Origin of the sequence: Ferruginibacter sp. SUN002 (genome assembly GCF_050611725.1) — a bacterium.
GTDB lineage: Bacteria > Bacteroidota > Bacteroidia > Chitinophagales > Chitinophagaceae > Ferruginibacter.
Window position 1 is genome coordinate 155,184 of sequence record NZ_JBODJB010000001.1, and the last position, 18,849, is coordinate 174,032.

The following is an 18,849-nucleotide window of genomic DNA, read 5'->3' on the forward strand; positions in this document are numbered from 1 at the left end:
TAGCTTGATATACAGGGCAATAGCCGTATTTTTGACCAAATTTTACGCAGTTGAGTTTCTTCATATATAAGCTGGCCATATATTTATACGTTTCAGGTATAAAAATTGCGTCGCTTTGGAATGCCAAAGCCCGACTATGGGTCAATGGTAGAAGAACTTTCCCTACCATTAATAAAAATACTGCTAACAAGGATAAAACAATATGGATGCACTGCTCAAGTTTGGGTGAGTTTGAGCAAGGAAGACCGCTATTAGAACAACTGAAAAAAGAGCAGCCCGATGCTGAGATCGTTTTAACTTTCTTTTCGCCGAGTGGGTATGAAGTTTGTAAAAACTATGCAGGTGCCGATTATGTTTTTTATTTGCCGATAGATTCTGCAACCAATGCTAAAAAATTTATTGATACAATTGAACCCACATTGGTACTTTGGATAAAATATGAGTATTGGTATTTTTATCTTACCGAGTTAAAAAAAAGAAATATTCCAACTCTTTTGATCTCTGCTATTTTTCTTCCTTATCAACCTTTCTTTAAATGGTATGGTGGCATTTGGAAAAAAATGCTTGGCTGTTTTAGTCATTTATTTGTACAAACCCCTGCTTCGAAAGATGCTCTGAATAAAATTAGCTTTGTTGGAAACATTACAGTAAGCGGCGATACAAGGTTTGATAGAGTAATTACGATTGCCAATAATTTTGAACCTATAGAATTGATTGAAAAATTTTGCGGCGATAACAGGGTCATTGTTGCAGGAAGTACATGGGAAGAAGATGAAGCGGAACTGATTCATTTTGTAAGAGCCAATCCTAATATTAAATTTATTGTTGCACCGCATTCGATTGATGCTGAAAATCTGAAGGATGTAAAAAAAGAATTCAAAGGGTCTATTTATTTCTCAGAATTAACAGAAGCAAATCTTCACTCAACCAATATTGTTATTATTGATAATGTTGGAATGCTCTCCAGACTTTATAAATATGCAACCATCACTTATGTTGGCGGGGCATTTACTGATAATGGCGTACACAATGTTTTAGAAGCGGCAGTATATGGCAAGCCGGTTATTTACGGACCTGAATATGAAAAATATGCGGAAGCAACAGAGCTTGTTTATAGTGGTGGTGGTATTTCTATCAACAATGCACTGGAATTTGAAACTGTTTTAAAAAGATTGCTGGAGAATGACGAAGAATTAAGCCGAGTAAGCAATATTGCAAAAAACTATGTTTATGTAAGAGCGGGAGCCAGCCAGAAGATCGTTGATCATATTTACGAGAATCGTCTCTTAACCAATTGATCAAATTGCTTCACCGTTTCCTGACTGTCGATCCAACCTAGCTTTGTTTTCAATTCTCTTCTGATCCAGTATTCAGCCTCGGGCCAGATAGAAAAACTATTGATCGTTTTTATACTTCTTTCGTACATGGCCTCATCTCCCCTGAACAATTCGTTGATGTATAAAAAGCGGTCGTTGATGCCAATTGCTTTTTTAAGATCTTTTACCGGAGCATCGGTCAATGTTTCACTCAATTCTGTTTTTGTTTCTTTCAACACATCATTTACCGAAACAGATTCTTTGGCAACTGCCTGATTGATCTCTTTTTCAACAGGTTTGGTAATGGATTGATGTTGTCTTAATGTAGGAGCTTCTTCATCTATCGACTCAAATAAAAGTTGCGGTTTACTCTGTACGCTCATTCTTTGAATGGATGCTGCATTGCGTTTTATTTCCTCCAACTCTGCTTCTACTTCTTCTTCATTGATTTGTAGCACTTCGACAGTTCTTTCTTCTTCAATTGCTGTAGTAGGTTTTGTTTCAACAGGAGCTGTTACTGGCATAGATATAGCAACAGAAGTACTTTGTGCCGTACCCTGTAAGTGCTGTAATTCATGTTGCATCATTTGCACCGTAAGTAGTAACAGTTCAGGCGAAGCTCCGTCTTTAAATTGTTGCTGCAGTTTTTGCAAAAGTGTTTCCACTCTATCCATAAAACAATGTTAATAGTTTGTCTTAAAATTTAGTTTGGTGAATCCACCAAAACCATAATCTTTGCAATTGTGGCTTAAAGTTACAAACTCAATTCAAAAAAATTACATAAATGTTTATAGAACCAAATTTAAAAGGAGAAAGACGTGGGTGGATAGAAGTGATATGCGGCAGTATGTTTAGCGGTAAAACAGAAGAATTGATCAGAAGATTGAAAAGAGTGAAGATAGCTAACCTTAAAGTTGAGATATACAAACCTGCAATTGATGTACGATATGATGAGGTAAAAATTGTTAGCCATGATTCGAATGCAATTCACAGTACACCTGTAAAGAACTCTCGTGAAATATTAGAAGTGGCTACGGATGTAGATGTGGTTGGTATTGACGAAGCTCAGTTCTTTGATGCTGAAATAGCGAATGTTTGTGAACAATTGGCATCAAAAGGTATCAGGGTTATTGTTGCAGGATTGGATATGGATTACCTCGGTAACCCTTTCGGACAAATGCCTAACCTATTAGCCAAAGCAGACTATATTACTAAACTCCACGCCATTTGTGTCAAATGTGGCAACATAGCCAATATCAGTTACCGCAAAACTGCTCAGGAGGGCCAGGTTTTATTGGGTGAAAAAGATATTTATGAGCCGAGATGCAGGCATTGTGCACAAGAAGGATAACGGAACACGGATGGCACAGTTTAAACTGATTGACACAGATTTTTGTTACGCCACTTTTCCAACAAAATAATTTTATCAGTTAATATCCATCCAATCCGTGTCATCCGTGTTCTATCAATCATGTCAACCCAACCTCAAAATGCATTTCAGGAATAGTAATATCGTGAAATCCTTTTTTAGCCAATCGTTTTTTAAATTCCTGTTGTACATCATACTCTCCATGAACTATAAATAATTTAGCAACCTGCTGCGGATTCTGGCAAGCAAGGAATTGACAAAGATCATCATAATCGCCATGTGCACTCATGCTTCTGATAGACCCTATCTCCGCATTTACTTCATGTGCCACACCATAAATACCAACTTCTTTATTACCTGCCATCAATCTACCGCCTAATGAGCGTGGTTCACAATAGCCTGTAAACAAAATTGTATTTCGACTGTTTTCAATATTATTACTGATATGGTGTTTTACCCTGCCTGCATCTGCCATACCGCTTGCTGAAATAACTACAAAAGGCCCATCTTTAAAATTCAGCGCTTTCGATTCGTCAACTGTTTTGATATATTTTAATCCCTTAAATCCGAAAGGATCATTATCACTTTGTAAAACCCTTTGAATGGTTTTATTGAAATATTTTGGATAATGCTTTACAATTTCTGTAGCCTTAACACTAAGCGGACTATCAACAAAATATTCTAGTGCCGGCAAACGCCCCTCCATTTCTAATTGGTTCATCGCATATAATATCTCCTGCGTACGACCAACGCTGAATGCAGCCATGATCAACTTCCCTTTTTTCTGCACACAGGCTTTTTCTATCCAATGCAAAACCTGATCGGGAGTAGTTACAGATACATCATGCAAACTATTACCGTATGTAGATTCGATGATGATATAATCTGCTTGTGAAAATTCTTTCGGCGATTTCAATATAACATCGCGGTATCTTCCTACATCTCCACTGAATGTTAAACGCTTTGTTTTCCCATTCTCTGTTACCTTTAAATGTACCGCAGCACTACCAATGATATGGCCTGCATCGGTATACATCACCTCAATATTATCATCGATCTTAAACCAGATATCGTATTCTACTTCTACAAAAGCATCCATAGCATTTAGAGCATCTTCAGTATTATACAAGGGCTCTATATATGGTTTCCCTTCTTGTGCTCTTTTTTTGTTTTCAAATTTAGCATCGCTTTCCTGTATGCCTGCAGAATCTTCAAGCAAAGCCGCTGTCAACTCCTTGGTTGCCGGCGTACAAAATATTTTTCCATCAAAACCATCTTTAATCAATTTAGGAATAAGGCCACTATGGTCGATATGAGCATGAGACAAAATAAGATGTGTTACTTCTCTTGGTTCAAAGCCCCATTCTCTGTTCAGTGGATCCGTATCTTTTCCCATGCCTTGAAACATACCACAGTCGAGCAGGTATTTATTACCGTTAGTTAATGAAAGTAAATGTTTTGAGCCCGTTACCGTTCTTGCAGCTCCATGGAAAGCAATTTTCATCGTTGATTATTTAATAAGATTAATTTTTCTTTGATTTGAATGACCATGTAATATAGAACTCTGCCACAACATCGCCATCTTTATTCTTTCCTGTTGACTTTACTTTAACAATCTTCCCTTCTCCTGTTTGTATGGCTTCGTTAACCGTATCGGTGATCAGTTTCCCATCTTCACAGATAAATGCTGTAGGGCCGGTGGCTTTTTTGAAATAGTTTGCCTCCATACTTACAACTAACATTGAAACAGCAGGGTTTCTTTTATAGGTATTCATCATGGCCAACAAACCTGTGCTTAATTCAGCTGCCATTGCCAAACAGGCAAAATAAGTACTCTTGAAAGGGTTTTGCGAAAACCATTTATACGGAACCGTTACTATTGCTTTTTCTTCTGAAATACCTAATACCCTTACTCCGCTGAAAAAAGCGGAAGGAAGTTTTGAAAAAAGAAACATCCTGAATTTAACAGGATGCTTCACAAGCTCTAAAAAATATTGTTTCCCATCTGTCATAATAAATTATTCTTATTGCTTATCGATCTCCACTACACAACCAACCACATTATTTTTTTCTGTAGCATCTGCTTTAAAATATATGCTACCGTTTGTTGTACTATTATACCTCACATTTTTTATGGAGGCACTATTGATCACTTCATTTAGTTTACCTGCAAAAGTCGATTGTTTACTGGCATTGATGGAAGCATTAATAGCATTATAATCCAGCGCTGTTTTACTTACCACTACTCCCATAAAATCTTTATTGCCCAGTTCATCTGCTCGTATAGATTGTTTACGAGGAAATAATCTGGTACCGGTAATACCGCAATATGGCGAGTGAGATTCGTTGTACGGAAACAATACAAAACTACTGCCGGACGCATTCGGAGTAAATAAATAGATATAACACTCTACCGCATTTTTTATTTCGATCTTAAATTGAGTTCCTTTTGCAACAGGTGTGGTTGTTACGAAAGTATTACCACTGCTCACTTTTAAAGGAATGTTTTGTTTGTTACTATTATTGATCAGCCCGATATTACATTCAAAATCTACATTCAATGCAGCACCACGTTTAGGCATAGGGTCTACCCCATAGGCCTCCCTTACAAAAACTTTAAAATCAGCATAACGAACCCATGCAATACCGTTTTGCCCCCAGTCTGTTCCCCAACTATTCATTATTTGAAAAGCGCCACCTTCCAATCTGTCATCATATCCTATCACACACATGGCATGACCGCCAAACCCTACCTGGTCTTTATCTTCTTCGGTAGGATGCCATACTTTTTGACCGATCATATCCTGCATAAACGTTCCGCCAACCATCATACCAATTACTACCGGTGCATCTTTTGCAAGATGCTCTTTAATAGATCGGATGCTTAAAGCGGTACCGTCATCTTCTGTTAATCTGTTAAAGCCATGCATTTTATTTTGCGATGCATTGTTCCATATACTTGTACCAGCTCCTCTTTGACAATCATTTTCATCGTAAGGAAATTGATTGAAAGGAACAGACCCTTTATTGGTCATGAATTCCATTGCTTTAATAATGTACGATCCCTGGCAACCATCCAAACCAATTTGATTGTATAAAAATGCCGGACTATATGCAACTTCATTAGGATTTTGCGATGTACTCGAACTTTCTATAATAGTTCTTGCCGCATAAGCACTACTCCAAGCAACACAACTTCCCTGTTTTCCCTGATTTAATCTTTGCGGTGCAAATCTTTCCAACGAAACGCTTTCAGGTAAAGGATTTTTTCCTTTATCATCTTCCAGTCCTTCATATACATCCGCTTGCTTAAACTTGTTAACGTCGAGCAAACCGCCTTTTGTAAATTGAGAGATCGTATCTGTTAGCCCTGAACAGGATTTATTCTGCATTAAAAAATATCCGCCTCCAACGATCAGTAAGAGCAATAGCATTCCCTTACCACCCTTAAACAAACTAAAGAGCAATGGTAAAAAATTCAACAACCCTCCTCCCGGAAAACCGCCTCTACCACCACCGCCGGAGTTGTTATCCGTATTTTCATTGTAGTCGTTTTTGTCTTGTGGATCGTCCACCATTTCTAAAGGCATAACAAATAATTTTAGTTAATAAACGGATATTAAAAATAGTAAGATTTCGTAATATAAGATATACAAATTTTGCGAAAAGACACAAGCCACAAGACCCAAGAGACTAGTCTGCTGATATAAAAAAACATTTTAACCAGTGTACTTGTCCCTTGGGTCTTGTGGCTTGAAGCTATTTAACTCTTTATACCTAAATGATCAATCAACAACCTGATTTTTTAATAGGTCTTCAAACACATCTCTTTTACGAATGAGTTTTGCCTTACCATCGATCACCAGGACTTCTGCAGGTTTTAATCTGGAATTGAAGTTAGACGACATTTCAAACCCGTAAGCTCCTGCGTTATAGAAAACTAAGAAATCTCCTTCACGTACTTCATTTAATTTTCTATCCCATGCAAAAGTGTCCGTCTCACATATATTACCTACTACAGTATAGATCCTTTCTGCCCCACCTGCATTGCTGATATTTTCAATATGATGATAGGCATCGTACATCATTGGACGGATCAAATGATTGAACCCACTATTCACACCTGCAAAAAGTGCAGCCGGCGTTTGTTTGATAACGTTAGTCTTTGTGATCAAATAACCACATTGACTAACAAGATATTTACCCGGCTCAAACCATATTTGTAATTTTCTGCCCGATTCTTTTTCGTACTCAGCTAATGCCACTGAAACTTTTTCTCCTAAAGTATTTACATCCGTTTCTGCATCTCCGGGTTGATATGGCACTTTAAAACCACTGCCCAGATCAATAAATTTCAGATCAGGAAAATGTTCTGCAATACTGAACATCACTTCCAGCCCTTCCAGAAAAACATTGATGTCTTTGATCTCACTACCGGTATGCATATGAATACCATTCACATTAATATTGGTTGTTTTTACGATCCTTTCAATATGCCTCATCTGATGCACTGAAATACCGAATTTACTATCAATATGTCCTGTACTGATTTTGTAATTACCACCCGCCATGATATGCGGATTTAAACGAATACACACCGGATAGCTGTTTCCGAATTTATTCCCAAACTGTTCTAAAATAGATATGTTATCGATATTGATGTGTACCCCTAATTCTTTCGCTTCAACGATCTCATCAAAGTCAACACAGTTAGGTGTGTACAGGATATTATCTTTATTAAAACCTGCCATCAATCCAAGCTTAACTTCATTGATGCTTACACAATCAAGCGATGCACCAAGTGTTTGAATGTATTTTAAAACATTGATATTGGTTAAAGATTTACAAGCATAAAAAAAATGTGCGTCACAACCTTTAAATGCCTTCTTCAGTTTATTGTATTGTTCTCCAATCTTTTCTGCATGATATACATACACAGGGGTTCCAAACTCGTTAGCGATCTCAATCAATTGTTGATGCGTTAATTTTTTTGACATTTTGTTTTAATTGTTAGGTTGTTATTTTTTGATCAATAAAAAAGGTATGAAATGTTTCCGTTTCATACCTTAGTTAATTAGTTATATACATAAGTCTATGATTCGGACGTATCGTCTTCCTTTTCCTTTATCTGTTTATCTTCCACAATTTCGCCTTCAGTTGTTACTGCTAAAACCACGTCTGCATTTTCTACAGATTCAATGATACTTTCTTCTGTTGGCTCTTCTGTTGTTTCATTCACCATGATCTCTTCAACAGCACCATGATTCACCATCGTAGCCTGCACTAATTCTTCCATCAACACTTCGCTGATCTTCGGCAGATCATCTGTAGAATTGATACCAAAATAATCCATGAAAGATTTTGAAGTACCATAGATCAATGGTTTTCCTACCGCCTCTTCATTTCTTCCGGTGATGATGATCAGGTCTTTTTCCAATAATTTTTGTACTGCATAATCACAATTCACTCCTCTAATAGATTCAATCTCACTTTTAGTGATCGGTTGTTTGTACGCAATAATAGCAAGTGTTTCCAAAGCCGCAATAGAAAGGCGTTTTAAAAACTTATCTCCATTTAATTGAGCAACCGTTTTATGATATTCTTTCTTTGTAAGGAACTGCCATCCACCGCCGCTTTGTTTTAATTCAAATGCATAAAACTCTGCAGCATATTTTTCCTGTATCCCATTAATAGCAGCATCCACCTGTTCGATGGTTGCTCTATCTTCAATAAAACCCATTGCATTATTCAGCAATTCAACCAATTCGGTATTCACCAATGGTTTATCACTTGCAAATATCAAGGCTTCAATATGTGGTATAATTTGAGAAAGTTCCATTTAATAAGTTTAATAGGTTTAATAAATTGAAGAGGTTTAATAGGTGTTAGAAGAACATTTGTAACTTCTTAAACCTATTGAACCTGTTAACTCATTTAACCATTTAATGCTGCTGCTCCACTCACAATCTCTGTCAACTCAGTTGTAATAGCTGCTTGTCTAGCTCTGTTATAACTGATCTTCAGCGATTTCAACAATTCATTTGCATTATCACTCGCTTTATCCATTGCAGTCATCCTAGCACCATGCTCACTTGCGTTCGCATCTAAAACCGCTTTGAATAATTGAGTGTTTAAGATCTTTGGCATCAATTCAGCTACCAATACATCCTTACCTGGTTCAAAGATAAAATCAGATTGTTTTTGCCCTGCTACCTGAGCAACTTTTGGCACCGGTAAAAATTGTTCTGCAACAAATACTTGCGTAGCTGCATTTTTAAATTCACTATATATCAACTCCACCGCATCTACTTCTTTGTTTGCAAAAGCACTCATTGCATATTTAGCCGCTGTTTGTACTTTATCAAAACTAAGACCGGTAAAGATCTCCCAAAATTGAGGAACTACTTTAAAACCGTTTTTAGTAAAATGTTCGAACCCTTTTTTACCTATGGGTAATATCTGCACATTACCTTTTGCATGTTGAGCAGCATATTTATCCTTAATGGTTTGTTTGGCTAATTTGATCAGGTTACTATTATATCCACCACACAAACCTCTATCACTGGTAACTACAATGATCAATACTTTTTCAACCGGTCTTTCTGCACCTAAAGCAATATTCAGATTTCCATCTCCGCTGCTTACAATATTACTCAGCATTTCCTGCAATTTTTGAGCGTATGGACGCATTTGCGTAATGGCATCCTGAGCTCTACGCAATTTAGCCGCACTTACCATTTTCATTGCCTTGGTAATCTGTTGAGTACTTTGTACACTCTTAATTCTGTTACGTACTTCTTTTAATGCACCTGACATATCTAAAACCGATTAAAAAATTAATATTCACTTTCGGGCTGCAAAAGTAGGGCAAAATATGTAAAAAAAGGGGATAAAGCGGTCAAATGTTGACAATAAGTTTATTTCAGTTTGATCTTTACGGGTTTTAAAGCATACTGAATTTCCATTTGTCCGCCTTCGGGGGTGGTCTGTTTTAAAGGAACTGTACGGAAAAGCTTTGCATTCAGGGTTAATTCTTTTCCCTTTTGACGCTTTAATTCCGATACCGGAACGATAATTTTATTGGCAGAATCTGTGGCGTTTACGGTTATGCTGAATGTGCTATCTGTATCAGTGGCATATAGCCTGATATAATCATCTCCTTTTAGCTCAAGAGCCGGCTCAAATGCATACTGAATAAGCAATGGCTGATCTTTTGGTGCTGAAGCAGGTACATCTTTCAACTTGAATTCGTTCATAAAAAAACCATTTTCATAGGCTTTCTTATTGATATCGTAGAAAACAAAGCTATGACTAGACAACATCAAACCTGCATCTTGTTTATGCTCATAATATGCTCCGGAATACTTGCTGCTATCCACTTTTATACGTTGCTGATCGAATTGTACATATGAGGGATCCGAAAGTTCTAAAGTTGTTCCTTTACTTCCTGCAAAACGAAACTGTGCCCAGGCTGTAAAATCCTTTTCCCCTTCGGTATAATTGATACTGTAAGATTGATAGATCTTATCCTGAGCCACATCTTTACTGTTGCCGATCTCACTGCTTGAGCATTTTGTAAATCCAATAATAATACTTGTAAAAAGAGCGATCTGAAGAATTTTGCTATGTTTCATAATAGAGATTTTACTGTTTTATATCCGGATCTATAAAAAGTTAGTTAACAAAAGCATAAACCGCTAAACGATACAGTATTAAAGGTAAAAACACCAACTATTCCTTACCTTTGCTGCCCCGTAAAAGGCTTTGCTCTGTCAATTTGACCACATTAATTTTTAAGCATCAAATTTGACAATGCAATTAAACGAATTAAATATTTATATACAATACCCAATAATACTGAATGTATGGCAGGCTTTTTATCAAAACTATTTGGTGGCAGCAAAAGTGAAAAGGACGTAAAAAAGATCAGTCCACAAGTTGCGATCATCAACAACTTTTTTTCTCAATATCAATCGCTTTCCAACGATCAGTTAAGAGGCAAGACCGGAGAGTTCCGCAGTCGTATCAAAAGCCACTTAAGCAATATCGAAACTGAAATTGCCAACAAACAACATGAGGCTGAAAATTTACCTGTAGAAGATATCAACGCTAAGGACCTTATTTATCAGGAAATTGATAAACTGAAAAAAGAAAAGGATACACAAATTGAGCAGATCCTGAATGAAATTTTACCCGAAGCATTTGCAGTTGTAAAAGAAACTGCCCGCCGTTTTAAAGAAAACACAACAATAGAAGCTACGGCTACTGAACTAGATAAAACACTTGCTGTAAAGAAACAACACATCTCCATACAAGGTGATAAATCCATTTATAAAAACACCTGGTTAGCTGCCGGTGGAGAAGTTACCTGGAACATGCAACACTACGATGTACAGTTGATCGGTGGTGCAGTATTACACTCCGGTAAAATTGCTGAGATGGCTACCGGTGAAGGTAAAACGCTTGTGAGTACATTACCTGCTTATTTAAATGCATTGGCCGGTGAAGGTGTACACATTGTTACAGTGAATGATTATCTGGCAAGAAGGGATAGTGAATGGAACGGACCAATCTTTGAATGGTTGGGTATCACAGTTGATTGTATTGATAAACATGAACCTAACAGCGATGCTCGTAGAGCAGCTTACAATGCCGACATTACTTATGGTACAAATAATGAATTTGGCTTCGATTATTTGAGAGATAACATGGTGCATAGCCCGGATGAAATGGTACAACGCAAACATCATTTTGCAATGGTGGATGAGGTGGATAGCGTTTTGATCGATGATGCCCGTACGCCTTTAATCATCAGCGGCCCCGTTGGCCACAGCGATAATACGCAACAATTTTTTGATCTTAAACCACGTATCGAAAAATTAGTAGAAGCTCAGAAAAAAGCTATCAATCAATTCTTAATTGAAGCAAAAAAGAAAATTGCCGAAGGCAATGACGATCCTAAAGACGGAGGCCTTGCTTTAATGAGAGCTCATCGTGGTTTACCTAAGAATAGCGCCTTGATCAAATTCTTAAGTGAACCGGGCATGAGGGTGAAATTACAAAAAAGCGAAAACTATTATTTAGCTGATCAGCAAAAACAAATGCCTGTTGTTGATGAAGAATTATTCTTTCACATTGATGAAAAAAACAATCAGGTTGATTTGACGGATAAAGGTATTAACCTAATCACCAGAGCTGGTGAGGATACAGAATTCTTTATTCTTCCTGATATCGCTACTAAATTAGCCGACATAGAAAAAGCGAATTTAAGTGCAGAAGAAAAATTACATAGCAAAGAAATTTTATTGAATGAATATTCTTTAAAAGCAGATCGTATTCATACGGTACAACAATTACTAAAAGCTTACACTTTATTTGATAAGGATATCGAATACGTGGTAATGGATGGTGCCGTAAAGATAGTAGATGAACAAACGGGTCGTATCCTAGATGGACGCCGATATAGCGATGGTTTGCATCAGGCCATTGAAGCAAAGGAAAATGTAAAGATCGAAGCATCTACACAAACCTATGCAACTGTAACCTTGCAAAACTATTTCCGTATGTACCATAAGCTTTGCGGTATGACGGGTACTGCCGAAACTGAAGCTGCTGAATTGTGGGACATCTACAAATTAGATGTGGTAACCATCCCAACAAATATTCCTGCTATCAGAAAAGATCATCAGGATCTTGTTTACAAAACAAAGAGAGAGAAATACAAAGCGGTTATTGAAGATATTGAGCGTTTACGCCTTGCCGGTAGACCATCATTGGTTGGTACTACTTCGGTTGAAGTGAGCGAATTATTGAGCAGGATGTTAAAGCAAAAAAACATTCCTCATAATGTATTGAATGCGAAACAACATGCCAAAGAGGCACAAGTGGTTGCTGAAGCAGGACTTGCCGGCGCAGTTACCATTGCTACCAACATGGCCGGTCGTGGTACGGATATTAAATTAGGCCCCGGCGTTAAAGATGCCGGTGGTTTAGCCATTCTTGGTACAGAAAGACATGAAAGCCGTCGTGTAGATAGACAGCTTCGTGGTCGTGCCGGTCGTCAGGGGGATCCGGGTAGTACGCAATTTTTTGTGAGTCTTGAAGATGATCTGATGCGTATGTTCGGCAGTGAACGTATTGCTTCTTTAATGGATAGAATGGGTTACAAAGAAGGCGAAGTGATCCAGCATAGCATGATCTCTAAATCTATTGAAAGAGCGCAGAAAAAAGTTGAAGAAAATAACTTCGGCATCCGTAAAAGATTGCTAGAGTACGATGATGTAATGAACAAACAACGTAATGTGGTGTATAGTAAACGTAACCATGCATTGTTTGGAGAACGTCTTGCACTTGATCTTGACAATGCATTCTATTCTGTATCTAAAGATCTAATCGAATCTTTTAGAATGTCTGAAGGTTATGATGATTTTAAACTAGCGGTCATTATGAATTTTGGTATCGACACAACCGTTACTCCTGAAGAATTAGAAAAAGGTGATATTCCAACTGTATCGGAGAAATTATACAGCGAAGCAAAAGCGAATTATAATAGAAAGGTTAAGGCAATTGCAGAGCAAACTTACCCGATCATTAAAAATATCCGGAAGGAACAAGGAAATCATATTGAAAATGTTGCTGTGCCGTTTACCGACGGTAAAAAGTCAATGCAGGCCTTAGCAAATCTGGATAAAACAATTGCTACCGAAGGTGCCGAATTAACCAATGCCTTGGAACGTAGCATTACATTAGGGTTGATAGATGATGCATGGAAAGAACATTTAAGAGCGATGGACGATCTGCGTCATAGCGTTCAAACCGCAGGTTATGAACAAAAAGATCCTTTGGTTATTTATAAGATAGAGGCGTTCAATGCTTTTAAACAAATGGATGATCAGGTAAATAAAGATATTGTTAGTTTCTTATGTCATTGCAATATTCCGATGGAACAAACCAATGCAGGTCAGATCAAAGAAGGCAGAGAGCAAAAGACGGACATGAGCAAAATGAATATCAACAAAGCTGAGATAGATGCAGCCGGCGATAGTTATGCGGCAAATGAAAAGGATTATTATGATCCTTCTGATCCAATCAAAAAAAGCGAACCGATCAGGGTTGATAAAATGCCGGGCAGAAATGAGCCCTGCCCTTGCGGTAGTGGAAAAAAATATAAGCAATGCCACGGAAAAGAAGCATAGATATGATTATTAAATAAAAAGAATAGCCCCTAACTAAGTTAGGGGCTATTCTTTTTAGAGTTACACTTGGTAACGTGATATAACAGCTTTAATACAAATACATAAATCTATCTTAATGTTTAAACAGTTCGTCCCTCAAAGAGTTCCTATATTATACATTTACATACCGCCAATTTATTTGTATGAAACTTCGATTCATCTTTCTTTTAGGAATATTATTTTTTGTTTTTGGAGAAAGCGTTTCACAAACTAAAAAAAACGATACACTTGCTATCATATATGCTGATGTTGGACATAGGTATTCGAATAGGAAAAAGATAGAGATCAAACAAAATGATACCACTTATGAATGTTCTCTTTTCTGCGAAAATCTAATTTGTACAGGCTCGGATACAATGAGGTGGTTAACTGACACAATAAAATATATGCTTTGTAAAAATGTGTGGCTATTTGAATCAGATATCAAGGAACTCAATTCATTTAAAAGAGAATTCGACAATCTACCATCTACTATTAACTTTTGTGGATTTTTTCATAGGTATGGACTTTATACATTAAAAACAAGCGATTTAGAAATCACAAAAACCGACTGCGACAATAAGTGGAATGGGTTTCACTTATTACAAGACAAGATATTTGGTCTACTAGAATAACCAATGCATCCAACTTGTCTGCAGATCTTAATGGCAAGGAACACTCTTCTTTTAATCTTACCAAAGCCTCACTTACAGAAAAAATCAGTGTGATCTGTTAAATCAGTGTAATCCGTGTTCCATCATTTATTGCATTTTTTGCAGAAAAAGTAAAAGAAAACCCTAAATTTGATATTTACAATAAGATTGTATGGCAACAGAAAAAAAGATAATTAGTTATTTACCCGATTTTGGCAGTTCTCCACGAATTGATCAAGTAGGTGTTGAAGAAAGAGCTTCTCGTTTTACCAAACGTAGTATTAAGAACGAAACCAAAATGAATGGTTTGTTACTTACCCTGAATATGATCGATCTTACCACACTGGAAGGAAAAGATACTCAAGGAAAAGTAAAACAAATGTGCTACAAAGCTCAGCATTTACACGATGCATTCCCTGGTTTACCAACCGTGGCTGCAGTTTGCGTTTACCCATCAATGGTAGCTACTGCTAAAAAAGCGCTGGGCAATTCAGGTGTTAAAATTGCAGCAGTATCAACAGCCTTCCCAAGCGGACAAGCTCCAAGAGATATAAAAATTCGTGACACTAAGTTTGCAGTGGAAAACGGCGCCGATGAAATTGATATGGTGATCAGTCGTGGTAAATTTTTAGAAGGTGAATACAATTTTGTATTTGATGAAATTGCAGCTATCAAAGAAGCCTGCGGCACTGCCAGACTAAAAGTAATTTTAGAAACAGGTGAGTTGGTCACTTATGATAAAGTCCGCAGAGCAAGTGATATTGCAATGTATGCCGGTGCCGATTTCATCAAAACATCTACCGGAAAAATTTCTCCTGCAGCTACTATGCCTGTAACATTAGTAATGTTAGAAGCTATCAGAGATTTTTATTATAAAACGGGAAAAAGAATTGCCATGAAACCTGCCGGAGGTATCTCTACAGCTAAGCTGGCATTGCATTACCTCGTAATGCTGAATGAAGTACTGGGAGAAGAATGGATGAACAACGAATGGTTCAGATTTGGTGCCAGTAGTTTAGCAAATGATGTGCTGATGCAGATCATGAAACAAAAGACCGGTGTGTATCAAGGTAAAGATTATTTCTCAGTAGATTAACCAAGGTTTAAAGAGTTTAATAGATTTAAGAAGTATAAAAAGTTGCTTCAACCTGTTAAACCTATTCAACCTTTTAAACTTATTAAACTTAAAAGTTTTATGGCAAAAGCAGTTAAAAACAATACAATAAAATTAAAATTTGATAGTGCTAGAAATCTGGCACCGGCTCCTGAAAGCAAAAGTGCTGCTAAAATAAATCCGCAATATGATCTATTCATCAACGGTAAATTTGAAAAGCCTTCGTCAAAAAAATATTTTGATACCATCAACCCTGCAACAGAAGAAAAATTATCAAGTGTTGCAGATGCCAATGCCACAGATGTAAACAAAGCTGTTGTAGCTGCAAGAAATGCCTACAATAAGACATGGAGCAAAATGCCTGCAAAAGAAAGGGCAAAATATATTTACAGAATTGCCCGTATGGTGCAGGAAAGAGCAAGAGAATTTGCGATCATCGAAACATTAGATGGCGGTAAACCGATCAGAGAAAGTAGAGATTTTGATGTACCAACTGCTGCCAATCATTTCTTCTATTATGCAGGATGGGCTGATAAATTAGAATATGCTTTTCCAAACCGTAAAGCTCAACCCCTTGGTGTTGCAGGGCAAATCATTCCATGGAATTTTCCATTACTAATGGCTGCATGGAAAATTGCACCCGCTTTAGCAACAGGAAATACCGTTGTCTTAAAACCTGCAGAAACCACTCCCCTAACAGCTTTAAAGTTGGCTGAAATTATTCAGGAAGCTGATTTGCCACCGGGTGTTGTAAATATCATTACCGGTGCCGGAGATACTGGTGCTGCAATTGTTAATCATCCAGATATAAATAAGATAGCCTTTACCGGCAGTACCAATGTAGGTAAGATCATTCAACGTGCTATTGCAGGTACTGACAAAAAAGCCACGCTTGAATTAGGTGGTAAAGCCGCTAATATTATTTTCGATGACGCTCCGCTTGATCAAGCTGTTGAAGGTGTGATCAATGGTATCTTCTTTAATCAGGGCCATGTATGTTGCGCCGGTAGTCGCTTGTTTGTACAGGAATCTGTTTTCAAACAAGTAGTACAAAAATTAAAAGACAGAATGGAAACACTCATCGTTGGTGATCCATTGGATAAGAATACAGATATTGGTGCCATTAATAGTAAAGAACAACTAGGCACAATCGAAAAATATTTAGCTATCGGTAAAAAAGAAGGTGCGGAAATGTTCCAGTCTTCTTGCAGCATTCCTAAGAAAGGATTTTTCTGCAGACCAACCATCTTTACCAATGTTGCACAATCCAACAGAATTGCACAGGAAGAAATTTTTGGTCCAGTATTAACTATCCAATCTTTCAGAACTGATGATGAAGTAATTGAAAAAGCAAACAATACACCATTTGGTTTATCTGCCGGTGTATGGACAGATAAAGGTTCTAAAATATTTAACCTTACAACTAAATTAAGAGCAGGTGTGGTTTGGGCTAATACATATAACAAATTCGATCCTACATCTCCATTCGGTGGTTATAAAGAAAGTGGTTATGGTAGAGAAGGTGGCTTACATGGATTGGCAGCGTACCTTGATTTGGTTTAATACGTTTAATACGTTTAAGAGGTTGAAGAGGTTGAATGCGTTTAAAAGGTTTAAAAGGTTTAAGAAGTTTAAAAGGTTTAAAAGGTTTAAGAAGTTTAAAAGGTTTAATACGTTAAAAAGTTGTTGTGCTTGCAACCTCTTTAACTTTTTAAACCTCTATAACCTATTAAACTTCAGTTATGGCAACAATAAATAGGTTTGAAGATATTTTATCTTGGAAAGAGGCAAGAACATTAAATAAAACAATTGGAGATCTAATAGATAAAGGAAAATTTAAAAATAGTTTTAGATTAATTAATCAAATAGAAGGTTCAGCAGGCTCAATAATGGATAATATTGCTGAAGGATTTGAGAGGGGAGGAAATAAAGAATTTATACAATTCTTATTTATAGCAAAAGCATCTTGTGGTGAATTAAGATCACAATTATATAGAGCTTTAGATAGAAATTTTATAGAACAAAATGAATTTGAATCGTTATCAGTGCATGCAATGAGAATAAATAGCCTGATACAAAAATTTATAAATTATTTAGAAAACACAACAATAAAAGGAACTAAGTTTAAACCAAAAACAGAGTAGAATGGTTTAACAGGTTTAATAGGTTTAAGAAGTTTCAAAAGTTGCTTCAACCTGTTAAACCTATTCAACCGCTTAAACCTATTCAACCTCTTAAACCTATTAAACCTCTTAAACTTATTAAACAAGTACTATGGCAACTATAACAAAAGAAAACGAAACAAGATTGGAAGTTTTAAAAACATATAAAATATACGTTGGAGGTCAATTCCCTCGTACAGAATCCGGAAGATACTATGTAGCAACAAATGCTAAAGGAACTCCCTTGGCAAACATGTGCCTTTCTTCCCGTAAAGATTTCAGAGATGCTGTAAGCAACAGTAGAAATGCATTTGGCGGTTGGAGTGCAAGAGCAGCATTTAATCGAGGTCAAATCTTATATCGCATTGCAGAAATGCTGGAAGGCAGAAAAGCACAATTCATCGATGAATTGATCAAACAGGATGTAACAAAAGCTGCTGCTGAAAAAGAAGTGAATCTTTCTATCGACAGATTAATATATTACAGTGGTTGGTGTGATAAATTTCAACAATCATTTGGTTCGGTTAATCCGGTGGCATCATCTCATTTTAACTTTTCGGTACCGGAACCTACAGGTGTGGTAGCAGCAATTGCTCCGCAAGACACTTCTTTGCTTGGTTTGGTATCAATCATTGCGCCAATCATTGCCGGTGGTAATACATGCATTGTTTTAGCATCTTATGCAAAGCCACTTTGTGCAGTAACATTTGCCGAAGTGTTGAACTCATCTGATCTTCCGGGTGGTGTAGTGAATATTCTTACCGGAAAAATAAGTGAGTTAGCTCCTTTCTTTGCAGATCATATGGATGTAAATGCTGTAGTATTTTGTGAAAAAGACAAGGAGTTAAAAAAGATGATACAAACAAAAGCTTCTCTTAACGTAAAACGTGTTTTACAATACGATAAAAAAAATTGGCTAACTGATAACGGTCAGTCTCCATATTTTATCACAGATTTGCAGGAAATAAAAACAACATGGCATCCGATAGAAAATATTGGAGGAGCAAAAGCCAGTTACTAAA

16 protein-coding genes are annotated in these 18,849 nt (G+C 36.9%); 8 read left to right on the forward strand and 8 right to left on the reverse strand.

Translation table 11 applies throughout. The features are described from left to right. Positions 1 to 50 precede the first annotated feature (50 nt). Positions 51 to 1,298 carry a 3-deoxy-D-manno-octulosonic acid transferase gene (locus ACQ33O_RS00650; RefSeq protein ID WP_430993610.1) on the forward strand — a complete coding sequence of 416 codons (1,248 nt, stop codon included), beginning with the start codon at positions 51 to 53 and terminating at the stop codon, positions 1,296 to 1,298. Here ACQ33O_RS00650 and ACQ33O_RS00655 read toward each other — a convergent pair. Continuing rightward, a complete protein-coding gene (locus tag ACQ33O_RS00655) occupies positions 1,271 to 1,990 on the reverse strand; it encodes a hypothetical protein (RefSeq protein WP_430993611.1) in 720 nt (239 codons plus the stop codon). The genes ACQ33O_RS00650 and ACQ33O_RS00655 overlap by 28 nt on opposite strands. A gap of 110 nt (positions 1,991 to 2,100) precedes the next feature. Between ACQ33O_RS00655 and ACQ33O_RS00660 the strand changes: the two genes are divergently transcribed. Then, positions 2,101 to 2,667, forward strand: a complete 567-nt coding sequence (locus ACQ33O_RS00660; RefSeq protein ID WP_430993612.1) for a thymidine kinase — start codon at positions 2,101 to 2,103, stop codon at positions 2,665 to 2,667. A 118-nt stretch (positions 2,668 to 2,785) separates the two neighbouring features. Here the strand turns inward: ACQ33O_RS00660 and ACQ33O_RS00665 are convergent, their stop codons facing one another. From ACQ33O_RS00665 to ACQ33O_RS00695, 7 genes are all read right to left on the reverse strand, one after another. After that, on the reverse strand, positions 2,786 to 4,189 hold the full coding sequence (locus ACQ33O_RS00665) for an MBL fold metallo-hydrolase RNA specificity domain-containing protein (RefSeq protein WP_430993613.1): 1,404 nt from the start codon (positions 4,187 to 4,189) through the stop codon (positions 2,786 to 2,788). Positions 4,190 to 4,208: 19 nt separating this feature from the next. Next, on the reverse strand, positions 4,209 to 4,697 hold the full coding sequence (locus tag ACQ33O_RS00670) for a DUF4442 domain-containing protein (protein ID WP_430993614.1): 489 nt from the start codon (positions 4,695 to 4,697) through the stop codon (positions 4,209 to 4,211). Positions 4,698 to 4,709: 12 nt separating this feature from the next. After that, the gene (locus ACQ33O_RS00675) at positions 4,710 to 6,275 is read right to left on the reverse strand and encodes a C1 family peptidase (protein WP_430993615.1); all 1,566 of its coding nucleotides are present in this window, start codon (positions 6,273 to 6,275) and stop codon (positions 4,710 to 4,712) included. A gap of 195 nt (positions 6,276 to 6,470) precedes the next feature. After that, positions 6,471 to 7,682 (reverse strand): diaminopimelate decarboxylase, encoded by a 1,212-nt coding sequence (gene lysA / locus ACQ33O_RS00680; protein ID WP_430993616.1) that lies wholly within the window; start codon positions 7,680 to 7,682, stop codon positions 6,471 to 6,473. A gap of 95 nt (positions 7,683 to 7,777) precedes the next feature. Further along, the gene (gene scpB / locus ACQ33O_RS00685) at positions 7,778 to 8,524 is read right to left on the reverse strand and encodes an SMC-Scp complex subunit ScpB (RefSeq protein ID WP_430993617.1); all 747 of its coding nucleotides are present in this window, start codon (positions 8,522 to 8,524) and stop codon (positions 7,778 to 7,780) included. Between the two features lie 95 nt (positions 8,525 to 8,619). After that, the gene (gene atpG, locus ACQ33O_RS00690; RefSeq protein ID WP_430993618.1) at positions 8,620 to 9,501 is read right to left on the reverse strand and encodes an ATP synthase F1 subunit gamma; all 882 of its coding nucleotides are present in this window, start codon (positions 9,499 to 9,501) and stop codon (positions 8,620 to 8,622) included. A 101-nt stretch (positions 9,502 to 9,602) separates the two neighbouring features. Next, positions 9,603 to 10,319, reverse strand: coding sequence for a hypothetical protein (locus ACQ33O_RS00695; RefSeq protein WP_430993619.1), 717 nt, complete (start codon positions 10,317 to 10,319; stop codon positions 9,603 to 9,605). A gap of 231 nt (positions 10,320 to 10,550) precedes the next feature. Between ACQ33O_RS00695 and secA the strand changes: the two genes are divergently transcribed. The 6 genes from secA to ACQ33O_RS00725 all read left to right on the forward strand — a co-directional run bounded on the left by secA (position 10,551) and on the right by ACQ33O_RS00725 (position 18,848). After that, the gene (secA, locus tag ACQ33O_RS00700) at positions 10,551 to 13,880 is read left to right on the forward strand and encodes a preprotein translocase subunit SecA (protein ID WP_430993620.1); all 3,330 of its coding nucleotides are present in this window, start codon (positions 10,551 to 10,553) and stop codon (positions 13,878 to 13,880) included. A gap of 182 nt (positions 13,881 to 14,062) precedes the next feature. Beyond that, positions 14,063 to 14,533, forward strand: coding sequence for a hypothetical protein (locus tag ACQ33O_RS00705; protein WP_430993621.1), 471 nt, complete (start codon positions 14,063 to 14,065; stop codon positions 14,531 to 14,533). Between the two features lie 190 nt (positions 14,534 to 14,723). Further along, the gene (gene deoC / locus ACQ33O_RS00710; RefSeq protein ID WP_430993622.1) at positions 14,724 to 15,647 is read left to right on the forward strand and encodes a deoxyribose-phosphate aldolase; all 924 of its coding nucleotides are present in this window, start codon (positions 14,724 to 14,726) and stop codon (positions 15,645 to 15,647) included. A 99-nt stretch (positions 15,648 to 15,746) separates the two neighbouring features. Continuing rightward, positions 15,747 to 17,228: an aldehyde dehydrogenase family protein gene (locus ACQ33O_RS00715; protein WP_430993623.1), complete on the forward strand. Its 1,482-nt coding sequence runs from the start codon at positions 15,747 to 15,749 to the stop codon at positions 17,226 to 17,228. 179 nt (positions 17,229 to 17,407) lie between these two features. Next, on the forward strand, positions 17,408 to 17,809 hold the full coding sequence (locus ACQ33O_RS00720; protein WP_430993624.1) for a four helix bundle protein: 402 nt from the start codon (positions 17,408 to 17,410) through the stop codon (positions 17,807 to 17,809). 130 nt (positions 17,810 to 17,939) lie between these two features. Continuing rightward, positions 17,940 to 18,848: an aldehyde dehydrogenase family protein gene (locus ACQ33O_RS00725; RefSeq protein WP_430993625.1), complete on the forward strand. Its 909-nt coding sequence runs from the start codon at positions 17,940 to 17,942 to the stop codon at positions 18,846 to 18,848. The last annotated feature ends 1 nt before the right edge of the window (position 18,849 follow it).

Excerpts from the sequence above, each read along its gene's own strand:
- atpG (WP_430993618.1), bottom strand. The coding sequence starts at position 9,501 with ATGTCAGGTGCATTAAAAGAAGTACGTAACAGAATTAAGAGTGTACAA.
- ACQ33O_RS00715 (WP_430993623.1), top strand. The coding sequence starts at position 15,747 with ATGGCAAAAGCAGTTAAAAACAATACAATAAAATTAAAATTTGATAGT.
- ACQ33O_RS00695 (WP_430993619.1), bottom strand. The coding sequence starts at position 10,319 with ATGAAACATAGCAAAATTCTTCAGATCGCTCTTTTTACAAGTATTATT.
- lysA (WP_430993616.1), bottom strand. The coding sequence starts at position 7,682 with ATGTCAAAAAAATTAACGCATCAACAATTGATTGAGATCGCTAACGAG.
- ACQ33O_RS00670 (WP_430993614.1), bottom strand. The coding sequence starts at position 4,697 with ATGACAGATGGGAAACAATATTTTTTAGAGCTTGTGAAGCATCCTGTT.
- secA (WP_430993620.1), top strand. The coding sequence starts at position 10,551 with ATGGCAGGCTTTTTATCAAAACTATTTGGTGGCAGCAAAAGTGAAAAG.
- ACQ33O_RS00675 (WP_430993615.1), bottom strand. The coding sequence starts at position 6,275 with ATGCCTTTAGAAATGGTGGACGATCCACAAGACAAAAACGACTACAAT.
- deoC (WP_430993622.1), top strand. The coding sequence starts at position 14,724 with ATGGCAACAGAAAAAAAGATAATTAGTTATTTACCCGATTTTGGCAGT.
- ACQ33O_RS00720 (WP_430993624.1), top strand. The coding sequence starts at position 17,408 with ATGGCAACAATAAATAGGTTTGAAGATATTTTATCTTGGAAAGAGGCA.
- ACQ33O_RS00665 (WP_430993613.1), bottom strand. The coding sequence starts at position 4,189 with ATGAAAATTGCTTTCCATGGAGCTGCAAGAACGGTAACGGGCTCAAAA.
- ACQ33O_RS00660 (WP_430993612.1), top strand. The coding sequence starts at position 2,101 with ATGTTTATAGAACCAAATTTAAAAGGAGAAAGACGTGGGTGGATAGAA.
- ACQ33O_RS00725 (WP_430993625.1), top strand. The coding sequence starts at position 17,940 with ATGGCAACTATAACAAAAGAAAACGAAACAAGATTGGAAGTTTTAAAA.
- ACQ33O_RS00655 (WP_430993611.1), bottom strand. The coding sequence starts at position 1,990 with ATGGATAGAGTGGAAACACTTTTGCAAAAACTGCAGCAACAATTTAAA.
- scpB (WP_430993617.1), bottom strand. The coding sequence starts at position 8,524 with ATGGAACTTTCTCAAATTATACCACATATTGAAGCCTTGATATTTGCA.
- ACQ33O_RS00705 (WP_430993621.1), top strand. The coding sequence starts at position 14,063 with ATGAAACTTCGATTCATCTTTCTTTTAGGAATATTATTTTTTGTTTTT.